This window comes from Rhodococcus sp. TAF43, assembly GCF_052113525.1.
GTDB lineage: Bacteria > Actinomycetota > Actinomycetes > Mycobacteriales > Mycobacteriaceae > Prescottella.
On record NZ_JBFRDL010000004.1, the window covers coordinates 130,681 to 157,046 of the forward strand.

Here is a 26,366-nt window from a genome sequence, read left to right on the forward strand (position 1 = left end):
CGACGGCGCGAGCCGCCGCGGCGAACCAACCTCTCTTGGGGGCGATACGTGGATTCTGCTGAACCTCACCCCGAACCCCACACTGAGTCGAGCGCTACCTCACGATCGGGCCCGGCGCGCCCCGCCGGCCGGTCCGGCGATCGGTTCCCTGACCGATTTCCACTGTCGGAGGCACAGCGTGCCCTGTGGTTCGCGCAGCAGCTCGTGCCCGACGTCCCGCTGTTCATCGCGCAGTACGTGGAGATCGACGGCCCGCTCGACATCGACGTGCTGCGCGCGGCGAACGTTCGCGCGGCTTGGGAGTTCCAGTCACCGTTCCTGTGCGTCGTCACCGTCGACGGCGAGCCCGTGCAGTACGTCGACCCGGCGCGGGACACGTCGATCACGCTGATGGACCTGCGCGCCGAGGCCGACCCGGTCGCGTCCGCGCACGCGTGGATGCAGCGAGAGGTGGCGACACCGCTCGACCTGTCGGTCGACCGCCTCGTCCAGACTGTGATCCTGCGGGTGGGTGACCGACATTTCCTGTGGTACAGCAGAAGTCATCACATCGCGCTCGACGGTTACGGCGCTGCGACCATGCTCTACCGCATCGCTCACCTCTATACGGCGGCGGTGGAGGGGCGCGAGCCGGATCCGCCCGCCGCGGTCGACCTGCACACCCTTCACGAGATCGACGAACGCTACCGGGCGTCGGGCCGTCACGACACCGATCGCGCGTACTGGGCGCACCGGCTCGACGGCGTGCGCGGCGTGGCGCTGATCGGTTCGGGCGCGCCCGCGGTGGCCGAAAGTCGGCTCGCGACTGCAGCATTGTCCGATGCGACGATGCGGCGACTCGAACGGACGGCGGCACCGCAGGGGTCCGACGCGTCCGCGGCGGCTCGGATCGTCGCCGCCTTCGCGTGTTTCCTGAGCCGGACGACGGGCCGCCGCGACGTGGTCGTGAACATCCCGGTCTCCGCCCGCACCACCGCCGTGCTGCGGCGGTCGGGCGGGATGACCGTCAACCTGTTGCCGCTTCCGGTCGAGATCCGCGACGACGACACGATCGGTGACCTCGCCGATCGAGTGCAGCTCGAAATGGTTGCGGCACTGCGTCATCAGCGTTGCAGCCGCGCCGACATCCGGCGCGACCGCGGTGGCGACGTCGCGGCGCCGATCGTCAACGTCATGTTCTTCCATCCCGAGATCGTGATGGGTCCGCTCGCGACCGAGTTCCACATCATCACGTCCGGGCCGGTGGACGACCTGCTGGTCAACGTCTACCAATCCGGAACGCCGGTCCGAACTTTCGTCGACTTCCGGGCGAACCCGCACCGGTACCCGGAGGAGGTCGAGGCGTCCTACCATCGACGCTTCCTGGAGTTCCTCGAGCAGTTCGTCGCCACCGACCCGCGGTCGCCCGTCACGGACGTGCACGTCGCCGCGGTGCCGTCCCCGGTGGCGGAGGCGTCCGCTCCGTCGCCGATCCTCGACACGGAAACCGAGCTGCCCGGCCCGTCCCCGCAGGCCGCCGACGGCCGGACCACGCAGGTGATCGCGGACGTGTTCACCGTGGTCCTGGGGACACCCCGACCGGTCCTTCCCGAGGACAGCTTCTTCGATCTCGGCGGCGACTCGCTGGTGGCCACGAAGGTGGTGGCCCGCCTGAACGCGGCGCTGCACGTGACGCTGACGGTGCGGGACCTGTTCGAGATGCCCACGGCGCGCGGCCTCGCGCAACACGTCGGCACGCTGGTCGGACCGGACGGATCGCCGACCGGTCCGGCGCCGGTGCCGGTACCTGCCCGCGGTGATCGACCGGATCGGCTGCCGCTCTCGCCGGCGCAGCAGCGGATGTGGTTCGTCAACCAGCTCGACACCGATTCGCCGGTCTACAACATCGCGTTCGCGGTGACGTTGACCGGGGAGCTCGACACCGCGGCCCTGCGTGCCGCGATCGCCGACGTCGTCGAGCGCCACGAGGCGTTGCGCACGTTGTTCCCGGCGGACGTCGGCGGCCCGCACCAGGTGATCGTGCCCGCCGAGTCCGCCGCGGCGGACGTGACCCCGATCGCGGCGGGACGCGACGACGTGTGGGACGCCATCCGGGCGGATGCCGTCGTGGGGTTCGATGTGCGCGAACAGCTTCCGCTGCGCATCCGGCTGTTCCGGATCGGAGCGGACGAGTACGTCCTGGCGGTGGTCGTCCACCACATCGCGGCGGACGGGCAGTCGGTGCTGCCGCTGGCGCGCGACGTGATGGTCGCGTACGGCGCACGTCGGTCCGGCGGGCCGCCGACCTGGACCTCGCTGCCGGTCCAGTACGCCGACTACGCCCTGTGGCAACGGGAGATGCTCGGCGACGAGTGCGACCACGACTCGATCGCAGCCCGACAACTGCGGTTCTGGACGGCCCGGTTGGCGGACCTGCCCCCCGCGATCGCACTGCCGCACGACCGTCCGCGCCCACCGACGGTGTCGACGGCGGGCGGGGCGGTCACGTTCGAGATCGCCCCGGACACGCACCTGCGGCTGCTCGAGCTGGGCCGCGAACGCGACTGCACGCTGTTCATGGTGCTCCATGCCGCCTTCGCGGTGCTGCTCTCGCGCCTCGGCGCCGGTCGTGACGTCGCGATCGGCACCCCCGTGGCCGGACGCGCCGCCGCCGAACTCGACGACCTGGTCGGCATGTTCGTCAACACTCTCGTCCTGCGCAGCGACGTCGATCCCGCGTCCACGTTCGTCGAGGTGCTGGCGCACGTCCGCGACACCGATCTGGGTGCGCTCGCCCACGCGGAGCTTCCGTTCGAGCGGCTCGTCGAGGAACTGGCGACCGACCGCTCGCCGGCGCACGCGCCGCTCGTCCAGGTGATGCTCGAACTGCAGAATCCCGAGACGACGGCGGTGGAGCTGCCGGGCGTCCTCGCCGACGTGCGGGAGGTGGACACCGGCGTCGCGAAGTTCGAACTGCAGCTGAGCGTGCGGGAGTATGTCGACGAGCGTGGGCATCCGCAGGGCCTGTCGGCCGCATTGCATTTCGCGTGCGACCTGTTCGATCGCGAGACGATCGCGGGCTTCGCCGAGCGCCTGCAGCGCATCCTCGTGACGGTCGCCGCGAACGGTGACGCGGTCGTCGGCGACCTCGAGATCGCCGACGAATCCCAACGCGCGCTGTCCGCGCTGCCACCGGACGTGCTCGGCGTCGCCGCGACGCTGCCGGACCTGCTGGCTCGGGCGGCCGCGGCGGATCCGGCTGCGGTCGCCGTCGTCGCGGGTCCGACACGGCTGACGTACCGGGAGCTGTCCGAACGCGCGAACCGGTTGTCCCGCTGGCTGATCGAGCGCGGGGTCGGGCCGGAGACCCGGGTGGCCGTCGCGATGACGCGGTCGGTGGACTTACCCGTGGTTCTCGCCGCGGTCGTCGGAGCGGGGGCCGCCTACGTGCCCGTGGACGTCGACTACCCCGACGAGCGCATCGCGTTCCTGCTCGCCGACGCCCGCCCAGCGTGCGTCCTCGTCGACTTCGCCGGTGCCCGGCGGCTGTCGTCGGTGCCGGTCGACGTCCCGCTCGTGGATCTCGACGACGCCTCGGTTCGCACCGGGGTCGCCGAGATGTCGCCGGACCCGGTCACCGACTCCGACCGCACCGCGCCACTGCGGCCCGACGCGACCGTGTACGTGATCTACACGTCCGGCTCGACGGGCCGGCCCAAGGGCGTCGCGGTCCCGCACCGCAGCGTGGTCACGCTGCTCGAGCGTACGCAGCCGCTCTTCGGCTTCGACGCGACCGACGTATGGACGATGTTCCATTCGTACGCTTTCGATTTCGCGGTGTGGGAACTGTGGGGCGCGCTGCTGCACGGCGCGACCGTCGTGGTGGTCGACCGCGACACGGCCCGGTCCCCCCGCGACTTCCTCGCGCTGTTGCGGGACGAGGCGGTGACGATCCTGAACCAGACTCCCGGCGCCTTCCGTCAGCTGATCGACGCGGACCGGGGGTCGGGCGACGGGGAGCGGGCGCTGCGGCTGCGGCAGGTGATCTTCGGTGGTGAGGTGTTGGATCCGTCTCAGCTGTCGGCGTGGTTCGAGCGCCGCGGCGACGTCACTCCGCGGCTGTCGAACATGTACGGGATCACCGAGACGTGCGTGCACGTCACCCACGTCCCGGTCTCCGCCGATTCGGCCACACACGGGATCCCGGGCTCGATCGGATACCCGCTGCCCGGGATGGCGGTTCGGGTGCTCGACGGGCGCCTGCACCCCCTGCCGCCCGGCATCGTCGGCGAACTGTACGTGGCCGGTGCCCAACTGTCGCGCGGCTACCTCGACCGCCCGGGGCTGACCGCGGGCCGGTTCGTGCCGGATCCGTTCGCGGCCGGGACCCTGATGTATCGGACGGGCGACCTGGGCACCTGGACTACCGACGGCACGCTGCGATTCGCCGGACGAGCCGACGCCCAGGTGCAGGTGCGCGGGTACCGGGTGGAACTGGGCGAGGTGGAGTCGGTGCTGGCCGCGGTGCCGGGGGTCGGCTCCGCCGTCGCGATCGCAGACGACGGTCCGGCCGGCATCCGGATCCTCGGGTACGTGGTGGCGTCGGACGGGGCGCCGATCGATCCGGTCGCGGTGAAAGATGCTGCGGCGCGATCGCTCCCGGGCTACATGGTGCCGTCGGCGGTCACCGTCCTGGACCGGCTGCCGACCACGGCCCACGGCAAGCTCGACCGCGCGGCGCTACCCGCACCCGAGGACGCCGAGCGCACGCGCATCGCGCCCCGTGATCCCGTCGAGGAGGCCGTCGCGTCGGCGGTCGGCGCCCTGCTGGGACTCGAGTGGGTCGGTGTCGACGACGACTTCTTCGCACTCGGCGGCAATTCGCTGGTGGCCGCGCAGTTGGCGGCGCGCGTCGGCGACGCGACGGGCGCCGACCTCGGCATCCGGGACGTGTTCGACGCGCCCACCGTCGCGGGGCTGGCACGCCGGGCCCGCGAGACCGATGCGACGGCGGGCCCGCGGACCCGCCCACCGCTCGTCGCCCGGCCGCGGCCCGCGCGTATTCCACTCTCGCCGGCCCAGCAGCGGATCTGGTTCGTCAACCAGTTCGACACGGACTCGCCGGCGTACAACATCTCGCTCTCCCTGCAACTGTCCGGGGCGCTCGACCGCGATGCGCTCGTCGCGGCGATCGGTGACGTGGTAGCGCGGCACGAGTCGCTGCGGACGATCTATCCGCTCGACGACGCCGGTCCGCGCCAGGAGGTGTTACCCGTCGACCGACTGGATCTCGCGGTCGACAGCGAGGACGTGGGCGACGAGGACGATCTCCGGCGGCGGATGCGTGCGGTGATGTCGCGGGGGTTCGACGTCACGGTGCGGACGCCGCTGCGCGCCGGTCTGTTCCGGATCGGCGACTCCGAGCATGTGCTCACCGTGGTCCTGCATCACATCCTGTCCGACGGGTTCTCGCTCGGGGTGCTCGCGCGGGATCTCGCGGCGGCCTACGCGGCCCGGATCTCCACGGGCACACCGTCGTGGACGCCGCTCGACGTGCAGTACGCGGACTACGCGTTGTGGCAATCGGACTGGTTGGGCGACGCCGACGACCCGGACTCGCCGCTCGCCCGCCAGCTGGACTACTGGACCACGACCTTGGCGGGCCTGCCGGCCGTGCTGGACCTGCCGTGCGATCGGCCCCGACCCGACGTGCGGTCCCAGCAGGGCGGCCGCGTCGAGCTCGAGCTCCCGGCCGATCTGCACGGGCGCATCGTCGAACTCGCCCGCGAACACGATTCGAGCGTGTTCATGGTGATGCACGCGGCGCTGGCCACGCTGCTGGCGCGGGTCGGCGGGACCGACGACATCGCCGTCGGCACGCCCATCGCGGGCCGTGGCGCGGCGGCACTGGACGACATGGTCGGCATGTTCGTCAACACCCTCGTCCTGCGCTGCGACGTCGGCGGGAGTTGTTCGTTCGCGGAACTGTTGCGCCGGGTCCGGGAGGCCGACCTGAGCGCGTTCATGCACGCCGACACCCCCTTCGAGCGGGTGGTCGAGGCGATCGACCCGCCGCGGTCCACCGCGCATTCCCCGCTGTTCCAGGTGATGCTCGAGTTCCGGACCATCGCGCGCCCGGACGTCGAACTGCCCGGGCTGCGGGTCCGCGCGCTCGATCACGGCGACGAGGTCGCCAACTTCGATCTCCAGCTGAGCGTGGCGGAGGAGTTCGACCCGGTCGGCGATCCCGCGGGCATGTCGGCCGGGTTCGTCTTCGCGACCGACGTGTTCGACGTCGAGACGGTCCGCGGCCTGGCCGACCGGCTGGTGCGGATCCTGCGGGCCGCGGCGACCTCGGCCGACGTGATCGTCGGGGACATCGACATCCTCGATCCGTCCGAACGCGCCGCGCTGGCACCGGTCCGCGGCTCGCCCGGCGCCGCGCCGCGGACGCTCGCCGCGCTGCTCGCGACGGCCGCCGCGCCCGACGCACAGCGGCCGGCGATCCGCTACCGGGGCGTCGACCTCTCCTACGGCGATCTCGATCGCCGGTCGAACAGGCTGGCCCACAGGATGATCGGCGCGGGTATCGGACCCGGCTCGGTCGTGGCGCTCGGCATGCCGCGCGGACCCGACTACCAGATCGCACTGTGGGCGGTCGCGAAGACCGGCGCCGCGTTCCTGCCGGTGGATCCCGCGCACCCACCCGAGCGAATCGCGTTGATGCTCGCCGACTCCCAGGCCCGCCTCGGACTCACCGACCGGGACGTGCGGACCGAACTCGCCGGGTCCGTGCCGTGGTGGCTGCTCGACGGCGACGACCTCTCGGTGTGGTCGGACGGGCCCGTCGGGGATGCCGAGCGGGTCTCGCCGGTGCGTCTCGACGATGTCGCGTATCTGATCTACACGTCCGGATCCACCGGAGTTCCCAAGGGGGTGGCCGTCACCCACCGGGGGATCGCGGACTTCGCCGCCCACCTGCAGGCGCGTTGCGCGGCGACGTGTTCGTCCCGCGTCCTGCACCTCGCGTCGCCCAGTTTCGATGCGTCGATCCTCGAACTGGTCCTCGCGGTCGGCGCCGGCGCGACCATGGTGATCGCCCCGCCCACGGTGTACGGCGGCGGCGAACTGCGCACGCTGCTCGCGGCCGAGCGCGTCACGCACTGCCTGATGACCCCGACGGCGCTGGCGGCCACCGACCCGGGTGGGCTCACCGATCTCGGGTGCGTGCTGGCCGGCGGCGAGGTGTGTCCGACCGACGTGGTCGCGCGCTGGGCACCGGACCGCGTCATGTACAACGCGTACGGTCCCACCGAGACCACCGTCGTGGGCAGCATCAGCGATCGCCTGGTGCCGGACGGTCCCGTGACGATCGGCGGTCCGGCCCCCGGATTCCACGCGCTGGTCCTCGACCCGCGACTGCAGCCGGTGCCGGTGGGCGCGCCGGGCGAGCTGTACCTCGCGGGTCCGGCGCTGGCCCGCGGATACCACCGACGCCCCGTGCTCACCGCGTCCCGGTTCGTGGCCGATCCGAGCGGACGCGACGGTGAACGGCTCTACCGCACCGGGGATCTGGTGCGTTGGACCGGTTCGGGCTCGCTGATGTACCTGGGACGCGCGGATCGGCAGATCAAGCTACGCGGCTATCGGATCGATCCCGGGGAGATCGAGGCCGCCCTGACCGAACAGCCGATCGTGGGGCACGCCGTCGTGGACGTCCGCCGGGTGGGGCGGATCGGGGAGCGCCTGATCGCCTACGTGGTGCCCGCGGCCGGCGCCGACATCGACACCGCGGACCTGCACGACGTGCTCGCCGCGCGGCTGCCGTCGTACATGGTGCCGGCGCACATCACCGTGGTGCCCGAAGTCCCGATGACCGTGCACGGCAAACTCGATCGCGGCGCGCTCCCGGACCCCGATTTCGGCGCCGAGGTGTCGACCGGGCGAGCACCCGCGACCGGCACCGAGGCGACCCTGTCCCGCCTGTTCGCCGACGTGCTGGGGCTGGACGCGGTCGGCGTGGAGGATTCGTTCTTCGCCCTCGGGGGCGACAGCATCATGTCGATCCAGCTGGTTGCCCGGGCGAAGTCCGCGGGGCTGTCGGTCACACCGCGCGACGTCTTCGACCACCGGTCGGTCGCCGCGCTCGCCGCAGTCGCTGCCGCGCGGGGCGGCGCCGAGGCCGACACGGTCGAGGAACTCGACGGCGCGGGGATCGGCGAGGTGCCGCTGACCCCCGTCCTCGCGTGGCTGCTGCGGCGTGCGGGCCACCGGATCGGCCGGTTCTCCCAGTCGGTGCTGCTGAACCTGCCGCCGAACGTGCGGGAGAGCGACCTCGTCGACGCGGTGCAGGCGGTACTGGATCGTCACGACATGCTGCGTGCTCGGCTGACCCGTGGGTCGGGTGACGAAACAGACTGGCGGATGGAGGTTCTCCCGATCGGGAGCATCCGCGCGGAGGATACGTTCACCCGGATCCCGGTGGCGTCGTCCGACGGGGACACCCTCGGGAGCCTCGCGGGCGCCGCACTCGACGCCGCCGCCGACCGACTCGACCCGGGGGCGGGGCGGATGGTCGGGGTCGTGTGGTTCGACGGACCGGCGGGCGGCCGGCTGCTGGTGGTGGTGCACCACACCGTCGTGGACGGGGTGTCCTGGCGGGTGATCGTGCCGGATCTGGCGTCCGCGTGGGCACAGGCCGCGAGCGGCCGCACCCCCGCACTGGAGTCGGTGGGCACGTCGATGCGCCGGTGGGCCCACGCACTGTTGTCCGTCGCGGAGCGCCGACGCCGGGAGACTCCGTTGTGGGAGGGCATCGTCGGCGCGGGCGATCCGCCACTGGGCCGTCGTGCCGCGGATCCCGGCCGCGACGTCCATGCGACGGTCGAGGTGCTGCCGGTCGACCTCCCCGCCGACCTCACCGCCCCGTTACTCACGGCGCTGCCGACCGCGATCCACGGCACCGCGGTCGACGTCCTGCTTGCCGCCCTCGCGATGGCGGTGGGCCGATGGAACACCGAACGCGGCCGCGCCGCAATCGATCCCCTCTTCGGCATCGAGGGTCACGGGCGGGAGGAGACGGTCGTACCGGGCGTCGACCTGAGTCGCACGGTGGGCTGGTTCACGTCGATCCACCCGGCGCGGCCCGCTCTGTCGTCGATCGACCTGGACGACGCGTTCGGCGGGGGGCCCGCCGCGGGCAGCGCGGTCAAACTCGTCAAGGAGCACCTGCGGTCCATCCCAGACCGCGGCATCGGTTACGGACTGCTCACCGAGCTCGACGGCGAGGCGGGCACTCGGCTCCGGTGCTCGCCGCAGATCGTCGTCAACTACCTCGGCCGGCTCGCCGCCGGGGACAGCACCGGATCGCGGATATGGATGCCGGTCGAGGGCGACGGACTCGGCGGTGCGCAGGATCCGAACATGCCGGTGGCGGCGCCGCTCGACATCTCCGCCGGGATCGGCTCGGGCCCCGGCGGTCCCGCGTTGCAGTCGTCGTGGTCGTTCGCGACGGGGGTGTTCGCCGAGATCGACGTCCGCCGGCTCGCACAGCTGTGGCGGGACGCGCTCGGGGCGCTCGCCGAGTACGCACGATCGCCCGACGCCGGCGGGCTCACGCCGTCCGACCTCCCACTGGTCCACCTCGACCAGCGTTCCATCGACGCCCTCGAGGCGCAGCGTCCCGGGCTGGTCGACGTCTGGCCCCTCACGCCGTTGCAGGCCGGGCTGCTGTTCCACGCCCGCATGGCGGGGAACTCCCTGGACGCCTACATGGTGCAGCTGGTCGTGGATCTGCGCGGCGAGCCCGATCGGGAACGGCTCCTCGCGTCGGCCCGCGCACTGTTCGATCGGAACCCGAACCTGCGCGCGTGCTTCGTGGACGACGGTGCGGGTGAGACGCTCCAGGTGATCGCGGCGGACGTCGCGGTGCCGTGGATCGAGATTGACCTGTCCGGGCTGGACGAGCCCGCGCGCGAGCATCGCTGGCGGGCGCTGCTGAGCGAGGACCGGGCGACTCCGTTCCCGATGGACCGCGCCCCGCTGATGCGGTTCGCACTCGTGCGCCTCGCTCCCGGGCGGTACCGGCTGCTCGTGACGCACCACCACATCCTGCTGGACGGCTGGTCGACCCCGCTTCTGCTGCAGCAGTTGCTGACGCTGTACGCGGCCGAGGCCGATGCGTCGGTGTTGCCGCGCGGCGGCGAGTACCGCGACTACCTGGTGTGGCTGGCGGACCAGGACGGGTCCGTCGAGGCGTGGCGTGCCGCCCTCAYCGGCGCCACCGAGCCGACCGTGCTGACGTCCCCCCCGGGCGATGCGGACGAGCAGCAGACGGACGACGTCGCGGTGACCGAGGTGGCGCTGAGCGCATCCGAGACCGCGGCGCTCACGCACGCGGCGCGGGAACGCGGTGTCACCGTCAACACCGTCGTGCAGGTGGCCTGGGCGCTCGTGCTCGGCGTCCTCACGGGCCGGTCGGACGTTGTGTTCGGTGCCACCGTATCCGGCCGTGCCCCGTCGGTTTCCGGCATCGAGACCATGATCGGCCTGTTCATCAACACGGTGCCGGTGCGCGTCAGGCTCGATCCACGTGAAACCATCGGGGATCTGCTGGCCCGCGTGCAGGGCGAGCAGTCGGCGCTGCTGGACCATCACCACATCGGACTCGCCGACATCCAGCAGTCGGCCGGACCGGGCGCGGTGTTCGACACCCTCACGGTGTTCGAGTCGTATCCGGTGGACCGGTCGGCGCTCGAACACGGCACCGACATCGCGGGCCTGCGCGTCGTCGGGGTGGAGGGTCTCGATGCCACGCACTACCCGCTGACCGTGATGGTGGGTCTGACCGAGCGCCTCCAGGTGTCCCTGAAGCACCGCGTGGGCAGTGTCACCTCGGCCGAGGCCGAGTCCATCGGCGCGCGACTGCGATTCGCTCTCACGGCGATCGCCCACGACGTCGCGCGTCCGGTGGCGGACATCGACCTGCTGTCCGGTCGGGAGCGGGAGACGCGGGTGCCGGCGCGGGGCGGGCCCCCGCGGCCGCCGCGGTTGTTGCCGGATCTCCTGACCGCGGCCGTCCCGGGCACCGTCGGCGCGCCGGACGCCGTCGCGGTGGACGCGAGCGACGGCCGCCTGACGTATCGGGACCTGGACGAACTGTCGAACCGATGGGCGCGCACGTTGATCGGTGCCGGGGCGTCGCCGGGCGCGGTGGTGGCGTGCGCGCTCCCTCGATCGGTGGAATCGGTGCTGGCGGTGTGGGCGGTGGCGAAGACCGGCGCGGCGTTCGTGCCCGTCGACCCGACCTACCCGCGCTCGCGTATCGGGCACATGGTCACCGACTCCGGGGTGAGCATCGGTGTCACGGTTCGCGCCCACCGCGCCGAACTGCCGGACTCGGTGCGGTGGCTGGTCCTCGACGACCCGCCGGAGGGCGTTGCCGCGGAACCGATCTCCGCCGAGGAACGCTCACGCCGGATGCTCGTGGACGACGTCGCCTATCTGATCTACACGTCGGGGTCGACGGGCCGACCCAAGGGGGTGAGCGTGACCCACCGCGGACTGGCGAGCCTGCTGGCCGAGCAGCAGTCGCGCTACCCGATCACCGCCGACGCGCGGTGCCTGCACATCTGCTCGCCGAGCTTCGACGTCTCCGTGCTCGAGATGTTGCAGGCCTTCGCGGCGGGGGCGACGCTCGTGGTGGCGCCGCCCGACGTCTACGGCGGCGACCCGCTCCGCGACCTGCTGCGCCGCGAGCGGATCACTCACGCGTGCATCACGCCGGCGGCCCTGGCGACCGTCGAACCCGAGCGCCTCGACCACCTCGATGTGCTGGTCGTCGCGGGCGATGCGGTGGGCCCGGAGTTGGTCGCGGACTGGGCTCCGGGGCGGATCATGCTCGACGGTTACGGACCGACGGAATCGACGGTGCTGTCCACGATCAGCGCACCGCTGGTCCCCGGCGCCGACATTCCCATCGGCACACCCGTCCGCGGTACCGACGCCATCGTGCTCGACGGGTTCCTGCGCCGGGTCCCGGCCGGGGTTCCGGGCGAGCTGTATCTGTCCGGGGCGGGCACGGCGCGCGGATACCACCGCCGGGAGGGACTGACCGCGACACGGTTCGTCGCGTGTCCGTTCGGACCGCCCGGCACCCGCATGTACCGCACCGGTGACGTCGTGCGCCGACGCCGGGACGGTGCGCTGGACTATCTGGGCCGCAGCGACTTCCAGATCAAGGTGCGCGGGTTCCGCGTCGAACTGGGCGAGATCGACGCCGTCCTCGTCGCGCATCCCGCGGTGGCACACGCGGTGACGGCGGCGCACCGGCGCAGCGCCGGGGATCCGCTGCTGGTCTCGTACGTGGTGCCCGGTACGGACGATGACATCGACGTGTCGGCGCTGACCGACTTCGCGGCCCAGCGGCTCCCGGGACATCTGCTGCCGAACGCTGTTGTGGTCCTCGACGAGATCCCGCTGACACCCGTCGGCAAGCTCGATCGCGACGCCCTCCCCGAACCCGACTTCACGTCGGCGGCGACGCGGTTCCGCGCCCCCAGCACACCGGCCGAGGAACACGTGGTGGCGGTCTTCTCGGAGGTCACCGGCGTCGAGCGAGTCGGTGTGGACGACAACTTCTTCGGGCTCGGCGGCAACTCGCTCAGCGCGACCCGGGCGGTCGCGCGGATCAACCGGTCCCTCGGCTCGGGGCTCGACGTGCGGGACCTGTTCGAATGCGGCACCGCCGGCCGGCTCGCCGCCCGCGCGGGCAGTGCCGCGGCCGACGACCGGCGGACGCTGCGCGCGGGCATACGGCCCGAACGGATTCCGCTGTCGTGGGCACAGGAGCGGATGTGGTTCGTCAACCAGTTCGAGCCGGCGTCCGCCGCGTACAACGTGCCGATGGCGTTGCGGCTGTCGGGGACGCTCGACGTGGCCGCGCTGCGGTCCGCGCTCGTCGACGTCGTGGAGCGGCAGGAGCTGCTGCGGACGGTGTTCCCGGTGTCGGCGTCGGGGCCGACCCAGGTGACGGTGCCGGCCGACGACGTGGTGGGGACCCTCACTCCCCGGCTCGTCGCCGCCGAGGACGTGACGGCCCGGGTCGCTGATCTGGTGGGTGCTGGTTTCGATGTGGCGGAGCAGGTTCCGGTCCGAGTGACGCTGCTTCGGGTGGCGGACGACGTGCACGTGCTGGTCCTGGTGGTGCACCACATCGTCGCGGACGGGTTCTCGATCGGACCGCTGGCCCGCGACGTCGCGACCGCGTACGCGGCCCGGGTGACGGGCGGGGCACCGGCGTGGGATCGGTTGCCGATCCAGTACGCCGACTATGCCCTGTGGCAGCGAGAGGTCCTCGGGGCGCCCGACGAGCCTCGGTCGCGGCTCGCCCGGCAGGAGTCGTGGTGGCTCGAGCGGCTCAGCGGTGCGCCTCCCGTGTCGGCGTTGCCGCTCGACCGGCCCCGGGGTGTGCGCCGGTCGACGCACGGCGGGCGAGTCTCGTTCACGGTGGGGCCCGACATCCACCGCTTCCTGGTCGATATTGCCCGGCAGCATGATTCGACCCTTTTCATGGTGGTGCACGCGGCGCTGGTGGCATTGCTGTCCCGGATCGGATCCGATCACGACGTGGTGGTCGGCACTCCCGTCGCGGGACGCGGCGAGGCCGAACTGGACGATGTGGTCGGCATGTTCGTCAACACCCTGCCGCTGCGCACCGAGGTCGATCCCGGGGCGTCGTTCGCGGATCTGCTCGACGTGGTCCGCGATGGCGATGTCGATGCGTTCGCGCACGCCGACGTGCCGTTCGAGCGTCTCGTCGAACGCATCGGCGCGGGACGCAGCACGTCGTACGCGCCGCTGTTCCAGGTGATGCTCGAGTACCGCAACGTCGATCGACCACGAGTGCAGTTGCCGGGTCTCACCGTCGAGGCGCTCGACGTGGACCCCGGCGAGGTGAAGTTCGATCTGCAGTTCGGGATCGGCGAGACCTCCGACGGCGGCGACGGGGCGGCCGGGCTGTCCGGTGAAATCCTGTACGCCTCGGACATCTTCGACCACTCGACGGTGGCGGGACTGGCCGATCTGACGGCCCGCCTGCTCGCAGCGGTCGCGGCCGACCCGGCGGGACCGGTCGGCGACCTCGACCTGACCGGTGCGCCCTCGCGAACCGCATCCGAGGACGCGGCGCCGATCGCGGCCGCAACGACACTCGCGGACCTGTTCGCGGCGTCCGCGGCCGCCACGCCGAACTCCGACGCGGTGGTCGCCGCCGCCCAGCGGATCAGCTACCGGGAACTCGACGAGCGTTCGAACCGACTGGCGCGGTGGCTGATCGATCGCGGAGTGGGGCCCGAATCGGTGGTGGCGGTCGTCATGGGCCGGACCGCGGACCTCGTCACGACCCTCGTGGGGATCGTGCGCGCCGGCGCAGCCTACCTCCCCGTGGACCCCGGATACCCCGCCGACCGGATCCGGTTCGTGATCGAGGACGCCGGGGCCGCGTGCGCGGTGGTGGACGAGGCGTTCCGCCGCGAGCGGGTGGACGTCGAGCTGCCCGACGACCTCCCGATCGTGTGCCTCGACGCGCCCGGCATCCGCGACGAGATCGACCGGCACCCGGCGGTGCCCGTCACCGACGACGACCGAACTCGCCCGCTGCACCCCGATTCGGCCGCGTATCTGATCTACACCTCGGGCTCGACGGGGCGACCCAAGGGCGTGACGGTGAGCCACCGCAACGTCGCGACGCTGCTGACCGGTGCCCGGGACGTCCTCGGGCTCGGGCCGGGTGACGTGTGGACGATGTTCCACTCGTTCGCGTTCGACTTCGCGGTGTGGGAACTGTGGGGCGCGATCGGATTCGGTGGCCGGGTGGTGGTCGTGGACTACCACACCGCGCGCGACCCGCACGCGCTGCTGCGACTGCTGCGGGACGAGTCCGTGACGGTGCTCAGCCAGACCCCGTCGGCCTTCTACCCGCTCGCGGACGTCGATGCGGATTCCGCGGGCGATCTCGCGCTGCGCCACGTGGTGTTCGGCGGCGAGGCACTGGACGCGGCGCGGCTGTCCGACTGGATCGAGCGCCACGGCGACCGGACCCCCGCCCTGGTCAACATGTTCGGCATCACCGAGACGTGCGTGCACGTGACCTGGCAGCGGATCGACGCCGCGGCGGTGCGCGCCGACCGGGCGCAGCGTCCGCTGGGGTCGACGGTCGGTGTCGGGCTTCCCGGCGTCCGCGTCCGGGTGCTCGACGATCGCCTGCATCCCGTGCCGCCCGGCGTCGCCGGCGAACTGTACGTCTCCGGTCCGCAGGTGGCGCGGGGCTACCGCGGTCGTGCCGGTCTCACCGCGTCCCGCTTCGTCGCCGACCCGTTCGCGGCCGGACAGCGGATGTACCGCTCGGGCGACCGGGTCCGCCGAACGGCATCCGGGGCGCTCGAGTACCTGGGGCGCAGGGACTTCCAGGTGCAGCTGCGCGGATTCCGGGTGGAGCCGGGCGAGGTGGAGTCGGCGTTGCTGGCGGTGCCCGGCGTGGCGACGGCCGTCGTGCTCGGCCGTGCCGGGGATGCCGGCGGTCTGAGGCTGTTCGGGTACGTGGTGCCCGAAGCCGGCCACGTGGTGGACCAGGAAGAGGTGCTCGCGGCGGTCGGGCAGCGGCTGCCGTCCTACATGGTGCCGGCCGCGATCACGGTGCTCGACGCGTTCCCGATGACGTTGAACGGCAAGGTCGATCGCGCCGCACTACCGGTTCCGGCACCGAGCGCGGGTGCGGGACGCGCACCCGCCACCGACGTCGAGCGGATTCTCGCAGGGTTGTTCGCGGAGATCCTCGGTGTCGGATCGGTGGGCGCCGACGACTCCTTCTTCGGGCTCGGCGGCGACTCGATCATGTCGATCCAGCTGGTGGCCCGCGCCAAGTCCGCGGGAGTGACGCTGACGCCGCGGGACGTCTTCGAACGGCGCACCGTGGCCGGTCTCGCCGAGGTGGCGGAGTTCGCCGAACGGGAGGGGCCGCCGCCGCTGCCGGAGCTTCCCGGTGCCGGGGTCGGCGACGTCGTCACCACTCCGATCGTGCACTGGCTCGCGGACCGGGGCGGGGACTTCGGCCGGTACTCGCAGTCGGTGCTGCTCGACATTCCGCCCGACATCGGAGCCGACGTCCTGGCCCGGGGCATGGGCGCGGTCCTCGACCGTCACGACATGCTGCGGTCCCGGCTGCGTCCCGACGAGCGATCCGGTACCGGCCGGCGGATCGAGGTGCGACCTCCCGGAGCGGTCGACGCCGGCGCGATCGTCCGGGTCGTTCCCGTCGATACGGTGTCCGGTGCCGGTTTCACCGAGGCCGCCCGCACCGCCCTGGACTCGGCGGCGGATCGGCTGGACCCGCTGTCCGGCAGCATGATCCAGCTCGTGCGGTTCGCCGCGGCCGACGGCGTGCGGCTGCTGGTCGTGGCTCACCACCTGGTGATCGACGGCGTGTCGTGGCGGGTCCTGGTCCCGGATCTGGCGGCGGCCTGCTCCGCGGTGGCGGCGGGCACCGATCCGGCTCTGTCACCGGTCGGGACGTCGATGCGGACGTGGGCGGACGGACTCGCGGCGGCCGCGCCGTCTCGGGTGTCCGAGCTGGACCTGTGGAGATCGGCGACCGCCGCCGACGGGCGGTGCCCGGTCGGTCGCGACCTGGATCCACACGTGGACGTCGCGTCCACGCTCGACCGCGTCGAGGTGGAACTGCCGGCCGACGTCACGCGCGCCCTCACGACCGCGGTGCCCGATCTCTTCCACGGATCGGTCGACGACGGGCTGCTCACCGCACTGGCCCTCGCGCTGGTCCAGTGGCGGCGCGAGCGCGGGGGTGACGGCGACACGGTCACCGTCGCTCTCGAAGGCCATGGCCGGGAGCAGCAGGTGCTGCCCGGTGCCGACCTGTCCCGGACCGTCGGCTGGTTCACGTCGCTGTACCCCGTGCGATTCGACCTCTCCGGGATCGACATCGACCGGGCGGCCGGCGGCGGCGATGCCATCGGCGCCGCGGTGAAGGCGGTCAAGGAGCAGCTGCGGGCAATTCCCGATCACGGCATCGGGTTCGGCTTGCTCCGCTACCTGGACGACGCGACGGCGGCCGTACTCGCGCCGCGTCGTCTGCCGGACATCAGCTTCAACTACCTCGGCCGGTTCGACACCGGTACCCCCGATCGCGGCACCGGAACCTGGCTTCCCGTCGAGGATTCCGGCCTGCGTGGCGTCGTCGCGCCGGACCTGCCGGTGGTGTTCGCGATCGACGTCAACGCCGTCACGCTGTCCGGTCCGGACGGACCTCGCCTGGCCGCGACGTGGGACTTCCCGCGGGGCGTCCTGACATCGGGCGAGGTGGATCGGTTGGCGCAATTGTGGAGCCGCGCCGCTCACGCGCTCGCCGCACACGCGCGCACACCCGGGGCGGGCGGATCGACCCCGTCCGACCTGGATCTGGTGGAACTGGGGCAACCGGCGATCGACCGTCTCGAACAGCGGTACCCGGGCCTGGCCGACGTGTGGCCGCTCTCGCCGATGCAGCGCGGCATGCTGTTTCACGCCGAACTGGCCGAGGAGTCCACGGACGCGTACCTGGTGCAGCTGATCCTGACCCTCGAGGGTGCGGTGGACGGACCCCGTCTGCGCCGCGCGAGCCGGACGCTGCTGGGCCGCCATCCGAACCTGCGGACGGCCTTCACACGACTACCGAGCGGCGACGCGGTGCAGGTGGTGGGCAGCGGAGGAGAGGCGCGGTGGAGCGAGATCGACCTCTCCGTCCTCGGGGAGCGGGCCGCGGCCACGCGTCTGACGGAGCTGCTGGACGAGGACCGCGCGACCCCGTTCGACGTCACGGTCGCTCCACTCGTGCGAATCATGCTGGTGCACATGCCCGGTGGCGCGCACCGGTTGGTGTTCACCAATCACCACATCCTGTTCGACGGATGGTCCACCCCGCTCCTGCTCGAGGAGCTCGTCACGCTGTACCTGACGGGCGGCGACGACGACGCGTTGCCGCGCCCGCGCCCGCACCGCGGCTACCTCCAATGGCTGGCCCGGCAGGACCGGGATGCCGCGGTCGACGCGTGGGTGCGCGCCGTCGCCGACGTCGACGACCCCACGCTGCTGCTGCCGGGCCGCGCCGCGGCCACCGAGGCGTACACCGAGTCGCGTGACCTCGCGTACCGACTCGACGCCGCGACGTCGGACCGGCTCCGGGAACTCACCAGGGCCCGTGGCGTCACGCTGAACACCGTCGTCCAGGCATCGTGGGGGATCGTGCTGGGGCTGCTCACCGGACGTGACGACGTGGTCTTCGGGGCCACGGTGTCGGGCCGCCCGCCGCACGTCGCGGGCATCGAAACCATGATCGGGCTGTTCATCAACACGATTCCGGTCCGGGTCCGGCTGGATCCGTACGCGCGCCTCGGCGAGCTGCTGGACCGGGTCCAGGCCGCGCAGTCGGCGATGCTCGACCACCACCACGTCGGGCTGCCCGAGATCCAGCGCGCCGCCGGCCTGGGCTCGATCTTCGACACGCTCACGGTGTTCGAGTCGTACCCGGCCCGTGGTGCGGTGGCGGCGGACACCGACCTCGACGGGATGCGGCTGACCGATGTGGAGGCTCGCGATTCCGCACACTTCCCGCTGAGTGTCGTCGCGTCGGCGCCCGACCGGCTGCACGTGACGATGAAGTTCCGCCCGGACCTGGTCGACGGCGCGACGGTGGCCGGTATCGCCGCGCGGCTGTTGCGGGTGCTGCAGGCATTCGCGGAACTCGCCGACGATCCGCAGCGACGGCTCGCGGACCTCGACCTCCTGACCGGTGTCGAGCGTCGCGCCCTGGTCCCGGTGCGCGGCGGGCCGCGGTCCGAACTCCGCACGCTCCCCGAGATCCTCGACGCCGCCGCGGCCCGCGACCGGGAGGTGACCGCTCTCGTCAACGGCGGTCGCGAGGTCACCTACGGCGAGCTCGATTCGTGGTCCAGCCGACTGGCGCGGACGCTGATCGCCCGCGGTGTCGGGCCGGAATCGCGGGTGGTGCTGGGGATACCGCGATCGATCGAGTCGGTGGTCGCGATGTGGGCGGTGGCGCGTGCGGGCGGCGCGTTCGTACCCGTCGATCCGGACTACCCGGCCGAGCGGGTCTCGGCCATGCTCGCCGACTCGGGCGCCGACATCGCCCTGACGACCACCAAGCACCGGGCGCGACTGCCCGACGGCCCGCGATGGCTGGTCCTCGACGACGAGGCGTTCGCGGCCGAGTGCGCCGACGCGTCCCCCGGTCCGGTCACCGACACCGACCGGACCGCGCCGCTGCGGCTCGACAGCCCCGCCTACCTGATCTACACGTCCGGATCCACGGGACGACCGAAGGCCGTCACCGTCACACACCGGGGCCTCGGCAACTATGCGGACGCGCAGCGGGACGTCAGCGGTGTGACCGCGGAGGCACGGACCCTGCACTTCTCGTCGCCCAGCTTCGACGTCTCGGTCCTCGAGTATCTGCTGTGCTTCGCGGTCGGCGCGACGATGGTGATCGTCCCGCGCACGGTCTACGGCGGCTCCGAACTGACCGCGGTGCTGCGGAAGCAGCGGGTGACGCACGCGTTCATCACCCCGGCCGCGCTCGCGTCGGTGGATCCGTCCGGGCTCGACGACCTCGAGTGCGTGCTGGTCGGCGGCGAGGCCTGGCCCCCGGAACTGGTGGACGACTGGCTGCCGCAGTGCCGAGTCCTGAACGTCTACGGCCCCACCGAGACCACGATCGTCGTCAACGGTGAGGAGTTCGTCGCGCACCAGGAGGCAGCGCATTCCCTGGGCCGGCCCATCGCCGGGGTGACCGAGACGGTGCTCGATTCCCGCCTGCAGCCGGTCCCCGTCGGTGTCTCGGGCGACGTCTACATCGCCGGGCCCGGACTGGCCCGCGGTTACCATCGGCGCCCGGGACTGACGGCGGCCCGCTTCCTGCCCGACCTGTTCGGTGCGCCGGGCGAGCGGATGTACCGCACCGGGGACATCGGTGCGTGGACGGCCGACGGCAAGCTGGAGTATCGCGGGCGCAGCGACTTCCAGGTCAAGGTCCGCGGCTTCCGGATCGAGCTGGGCGAGATCGACGCCGTCCTGACGGGGCATCCCGATGTGCGGTTCGCGGCCACCCTCGGCCGCCGCGGGCCGGGCGGCGACACGGTGCTGGTGAGCTACGTCGTCGCGCACGACGGCCGCCGGATCGACATCGACGATCTGCGGGCGCGGCTGGCCGAGCGGGTACCGGAGTACATGGTGCCGACGGCGTTCGTCGTGCTCGACGACATCCCGCTCACCCCGGTCGGCAAGCTCGACCGCCGCGCGCTGCCCGAACCCGAGTTCGGTTTCACCACCACGGTGTTCCGCGCCCCGACCGATCCCGTCGAGGAGGCGATCACGGCGGTGTTCGCGGAGGTCCTCGGAGTCGACCGGGTGGGCACCGGCGACAGCTTCTTCGACATCGGGGGCAACTCGTTGTCCGCGACGCGGGCCGTGGCGCGACTCGACGAATCCCTCGGTATCGACCTCGGTGTGCGGGCGCTGTTCGAGGCACCCACGGCGGCCGCGCTCGCCGAGCGGATCGAACACGCCGACACCGGCCCCTCCGGTCGCCCGGTGCTCGAGGTGGCGCCGCGCCCGGCGGAGATCCCGCTGTCGGCGGCGCAGCAGCGCATGTGGTTCATCAACCAGTTCGACCCGTCGTCGCCCGCGTACAACGTGCCGCTGGCGGTGCGCCTGACCGGTGCCCTCGACGCGCCCGCGCTGAGAGCGGCGATCGACGACGTCCTGTCGCGGCACGAGTCGTTGCGCACGCGGTTCCCGGTCGGCGCCGCCGGGCCGATCCAGGATGTCCGTCCGGTCGCCGAGGTCGCGGTCGTTCTCGACCCGGTCGTGGTCGCGGGCGAGGCCGAACTGCGGGACCGCACCCGTGCCATGGTGTCCACGGGATTCGATGTGACCGAGCGGGTTCCGGTGGAGGGGGCGCTGCTCGAGGTGGGGTCCGACGTGCACGTGCTGGTCCTCGTGGCGCACCACATCGTGATCGACGGCTACTCGCTGGGGCCGTTGGCGCGTGATCTGATGCGTGCCTACGTCGCACGCACCGTCGGGCACGGTCCGGACTGGGATCCGCTGCCGGTGCAGTACGCCGACTACACGCTGTGGCAGCGGGCACTTCTGGGCGCCGAGGACGATCCCGGATCGGTCCAGTCCCGGCAGCTCGGTTACTGGACCGAGACGCTGTCCGGTGCGCCCGACCTGCTGGGGCTGCCCACGGACCGACCGCGGCCGATTCAGCAGTCCTTCCGTGGCGACCGTGTGGAGTTCGCGCTCGACCCTGGGCTGCACCGACGACTCCTGACCTTCGCACGTGACCACGGAACAAGCCTGTTCATGACGATCCACGCGGCCCTCGCGGTGCTGCTCGCCCGGTTGGGTGACACCGATGACATCGTGGTGGGCACCCCCATCGCCGGGCGCGGCGAGCGCGCACTGGACGAGCTGGTGGGAATGTTCGTCGGAACACTCGCGCTGCGCACCAGGATCGCTGCACGGCAATCGTTCTCGGAGCTTCTGGCGACGGTCCGGGACATCGATCTCGGAGCCTTCGCACACGCCGACGTGCCGTTCGAGCGGGTGGTCGAGAAGCTCGATCCGGCCCGATCCACCGCGTACTCACCGCTGTTCCAGGTCGCGCTCGAGTTCCAGAATCTCGAGAGCGCCCGACTCGAGCTGTCCGGGCTGACGCTCGAGGGATTGTCGATCGGCGCCGGGATGGTCAAGGAGGACCTCGAGTTCGTGCTCGGTGAACTGCTCGACGGCGACGGTGCGCCCGCGGGGATCTCCGGGGGCATCGCGTTCGCGACCGATCTCTTCGACCGCGACACCGTGCAAGGCTTCGCCGAGCGTTTCGTGCGGATCCTCGAGACCGCGCTGGCAGATCCGGGCCGGCCCGTCGGTGACCTCGAGATCCTGCACCCGCACGAGCTGGCGGGGCTGGCCCCCGCGCGAGGCGGGCCGGATGCGCCGACGATCCTCCTCGCCGATCTGCTCGAGTCCGCGGCGCGAAACGCCGACGCCGTCGCGGTCGTGTGCGACGGCCGTGAAGTGACGTACCGGCAACTCGACGACGAGTCGAATCGGCTGGCCCGGCTCCTGATCGCCATGGGAGCGGGCCCGGAAACATATGTCGCGCTGGGGCTGTCACGTTCGGTGTCGTCGGTGCTCGCGGTGTGGGCAGTGGCGAGGACGGGTGCGGCGTTCGTGCCGGTGGACCCGGGCTACCCGGCGGAGCGCATCGAGCGGATGCTCACCGATTCCGGTGCCGGAGTGGGTGTGACGGTGCGGTCGTGCCGGGAGCGACTGCCGGATTCGGTCGACTGGTTGGTCCTCGACGATCCCGAGGTCGCGGCCGCCGTCGCGGCCGAGTCGGCCACACCGATCTCCGACACCGAGCGGATCCACCCGCTTCGTGCCGATCACCCCGCGTACCTGATCTACACCTCGGGCTCGACCGGCACGCCGAAGGGTGTCGTGCTCACGCACCGGGGGCTGGCCAACCTGGCGGCCGAGGAGCGGGAACGCCTGGGCGTGACGCCGCAGGCGCGGACCCTGCACTTCGCGTCACCGAGCTTCGACGCGTCGGTGTTCGAGACGGTGATGGCCCTGAGCGCGGGCGCCACGATGGTCGTCGTCCCCTCCGACGTGTACGGCGGCACCGAGTTCGCCTCGCTGCTCGAAACCGATCGGGTGACACACGGATTCGTCACACCGACCGCGCTGGCCTCGGTGGACCCCGTCGGGCTCGAGAGTCTGCGGACGCTCGTGGTGGCGGGGGAACCGTGCCCGCCGGAGTTGGTGATGCGCTGGGCTCCGGGACGCACGATGCTCAATGCGTACGGCCCCACCGAGACCACGATCATGGCGAACATCAGCGCACGGATGCGGCCGGGCGAGCCGGTCACGTTCGGCGGTCCGATCCGCGGTGTCACCGAACTGGTCCTCGACCCGCGTCTGCACCCGGTCCCGCGCGGGGTCGTCGGCGAGTTGTACATCGCCGGCCCCGCGCTGGCCCGCGGTTACCACCGGCGGCCCGGGCTCACGGCCGGCCGCTTCGTCGCCGACCCGTTCGGTCGGAGCGGCGGGCGCATCTACCGCACCGGCGATCTCGTCCGATGGCGCGGGGACGGCACCCTCGAGTACATCGGGCGCAGCGACTTCCAGGTCAAGGTCCGCGGCTTCCGGATCGAGCCGGGCGAGGTCGACGCGGTGCTCACTGCGCAGCCGAACGTCGGATTCGCCGTCACGCTCGCGCGTCCCGGACCGGCCGGCAACACACTGCTGTGCTCGTACGTGCGCCCGGCCGAGAACGCCCACGTCGACGCCGACGATCTGCGCCGCGACGTGGGGCGTCACCTGCCCGCGCACATGGTTCCCGCGTCGGTGACCGTCCTCGACCGGATCCCACTGACACCGACGGGCAAACTCGACCGCACCGCGCTGCCGCCGCCCCAGTTCATGTCGCCGGCGACGGTGTTCCGCGAGCCGAGCGGCCCGATCGAGACGGCGGTGGTGGACACGTTCGCCGACGTCCTCGGCGTCGAGCGGATCGGGTTGGACGACAGCTTCTTCGATCTCGGCGGGACCTCGCTGCTCGCGACGAAGGTCGTCACCGAGCTGCGGACCCGCCTGGGACCCACCGTCGCGTTGCAGGCACTGTTCCTCGATCCGACGCCGGCGGGTCTCGCCGGACGGATCGCCGACACCACCTCCGGCGGGGTGGACGACGCCCTTCGCCCCCTGATCCCGCTGCGGGGCACGGGGTCCGGGCGCCCGCTGTTCTGCGTGCATCCCGGAATCGGGCTGTCGTGGGGGTATACGGGACTGGTGCAGTACCTGCCGTCGGAGCGGCCGGTCTTCGGACTGCAGTTGCCGGTGATCGCGGGCGGGCCGCAGTACGACTCGCTCGAGGAGCTGGCCGCGCGGTACGTCGACGAGATGACCGCCGTCGCGCCGGACGGGCCGTACGACCTGCTCGGCTGGTCGCTGGGCGGCGTGATCGCCCACGCGATGGCCGTCGAACTGCAGCGGCGGGGGAGGTCCGTCGCGGCGCTGGCGGTCATGGACGCCTATCCCGACGACGGTTCGGATCCCCTGCTCGGCCGGCTCGATCTGGCTGACCTGCTGCGCGGTCTGGGCTTCGAACTCCCGGCTTCGGAGCATGCGATCGACTATGCGGGCGCCGCGCGAATGCTCAACTCCCACTTCGGGACCGCCGATGCTGTCACCGCCGATCACCTCGAACGGATCAACGACGGATACGCCAACTCGCGGCTGCTGGTGCACCGATTCGTGCCCGGTGTGTTCGACGGAGACCTGTTGGTGTTCCCGGCGGCCCGCGGGCAGGACGGCGGCGGCGACCGGTCCGCGGGGGAGTGGAGCCCACTCGTCACCGGCGACATCGAGGAGTGCCCCGTCGACTGCGGGCACAACGACATGATCGAACCGGACTCGGTCGCGGTGATCGGTCCCGCGCTGGCGCGATATCTCGAGCGGCGGGGCTGACCGACTCGACCGGGACCGTAGGCCACCGAACGGGGGATCGCGCCGGACAGACAGAATTCCGTGGTCCGCCGTTTTGTACAAAACCTCGCACTCCGTACAGATTTTCTCCGCGGCACAGTGTGGTTCCCGGTCGGGTGGTGCCCCGCCGGGTGGACCGGCGGGGCACCACCCGTGTCAGCTGTGCGACTTCCGCAGCTCGAACTTGAGCACCTTGCCGGTCGGGGTGCGCGGCAGGTCGAGCGGGAAGACGATCTCCTCGGGCACCTTGTACCGCGCGAGCAGCGCGCGGGTGTGCTCGACGATCTCGTCGGCGGTCACCGTGTGTCCCGGCTTGACGATGACGAACGCCTTGGGGCGCTCGCCCCACTTCTCGTGCGGCACACCGACGACGGCGACATCCAGCACGGCGGGATGCGCGATGATCGCCTGCTCCACCTCGACCGTCGAGATGTTCTCGCCGCCCGAGATGACGATGTCCTTCGCGCGGTCCTTGAGCTGGATGTAGCCGTCCGGGTGCATGACGCCCAGGTCGCCGGTGTGGAACCAGCCCCCGGCGAACGCCTGCGCGGTGGCCTCCGGATCGCGGTAGTAGCCGAGCATGACGTTGTTGCCGCGCAACACGATCTCGCCCATCGTCTCGCCGTCGGCGGGCACGTCCGCCATGTTGTCGTCGACGATGCGGGCGTTCTCGGCCTGCAGCATGCCGACACCCTGCCGGGAGATCAGCGCGGCCCGCTCCTCGGGCGACCGGTCGTTCCACGACTCCTGGAATTCGCAGATCGTGTACGGCCCGTACACCTCCGTGAGGCCGTACACGTGCACGACGGTCACGCCGAGGGTCTCGAGCTGCGCGATGACGGTCGGCGACGGGGGAGCGCCGGCGGTCGTGATCCGCAGCGCGTCCACCGGGTGCGACTGCTCGGCGCCGGCGATCGTGGTGCACACGGCGGGGGCGCCGCACAGGTTGGTGATTCCGAGGTCGTCGATCGCGTCCCAGATGGCGTCGGCACGCACCGCCCGCAGGCACACGTGGGTGCCGGCCGCGGCGGTCACGGCCCACGGCGTGCACCAGCCGTTGCAGTGGAACATCGGCAGCGTCCACAGGTACTTGGTGTTGCCGTCGAAGCCGTTGTGGAACGTCTCGCCCAGCGAGTTCAGGTAGGCGCCGCGGTGGGAGTACATGACGCCCTTGGGCTTTCCGGTGGTGCCGGACGTGTAGTTGATGGCGATGACCTGCTGCTCGTCGTCGACGCCCCAGCGGAGTGGCTCGTCGGACAGGCCGTCGCGGCTGCGCAGGAACTCGTCGTACTGCGCGGTCGTCACACCGGCGGGGACGTCGGGGCGCGGGATCGTCGAGTCCGGTATCTCGACGATCTCGGCGACGCGACCGACATTCTCCCGCACGGTGCGCACCGAGCCCACCAGCTCGGAGTCCACGAACAGGATCCGGGCCCCGGCGTGGTCGAGGATGTACTCGAGCTCGGGTCCGGCCAGTCGCGAGTTGAGGGCGATCAGCACACCGCCGGCCAGCGGCACCGCGAAGTGCGCCATCAGCATCTCGGGGGTGTTGGGGCACAGGTAGGCGACCCGGTCGCCCGGTTCGATGCGGCTGCGCAGCACCCGTGCGAGCTGCGCCACCTCGTTCGCGAACTCGCGATACGTGTAGCGGCGGTCCCCGTGGATGATCGCGGTCTTGTCGGGGAACACCGATGCCGAGCGGTCCAGGAAGCGCAGCGGACTGAGCGGTGTGTGGTTCGCCGAGGCGGACAGTTCGGACACGA

General features: G+C 71.7%; 2 protein-coding genes. One reads left to right on the forward strand and one right to left on the reverse strand.

Features of this window, described 5'->3' with window-relative positions; genetic code table 11:
* The first annotated feature begins 48 nt into the window (after nt 1-48).
* The gene (locus AB4Z09_RS04805; protein WP_442239278.1) at nt 49-24,585 is read left to right on the forward strand and encodes a non-ribosomal peptide synthase/polyketide synthase; all 24,537 of its coding nucleotides are present in this window, start codon (nt 49-51) and stop codon (nt 24,583-24,585) included.
* 174 nt (nt 24,586-24,759) lie between these two features.
* On the opposite strand, the gene AB4Z09_RS04810 is transcribed toward AB4Z09_RS04805, so the two are convergent.
* Entirely contained in the window at nt 24,760-26,364 is a 1,605-nt protein-coding gene (locus tag AB4Z09_RS04810; protein WP_442239279.1) for an acyl--CoA ligase family protein, read from the reverse strand.
* Nucleotides 26,365-26,366 lie beyond the last annotated feature (2 nt).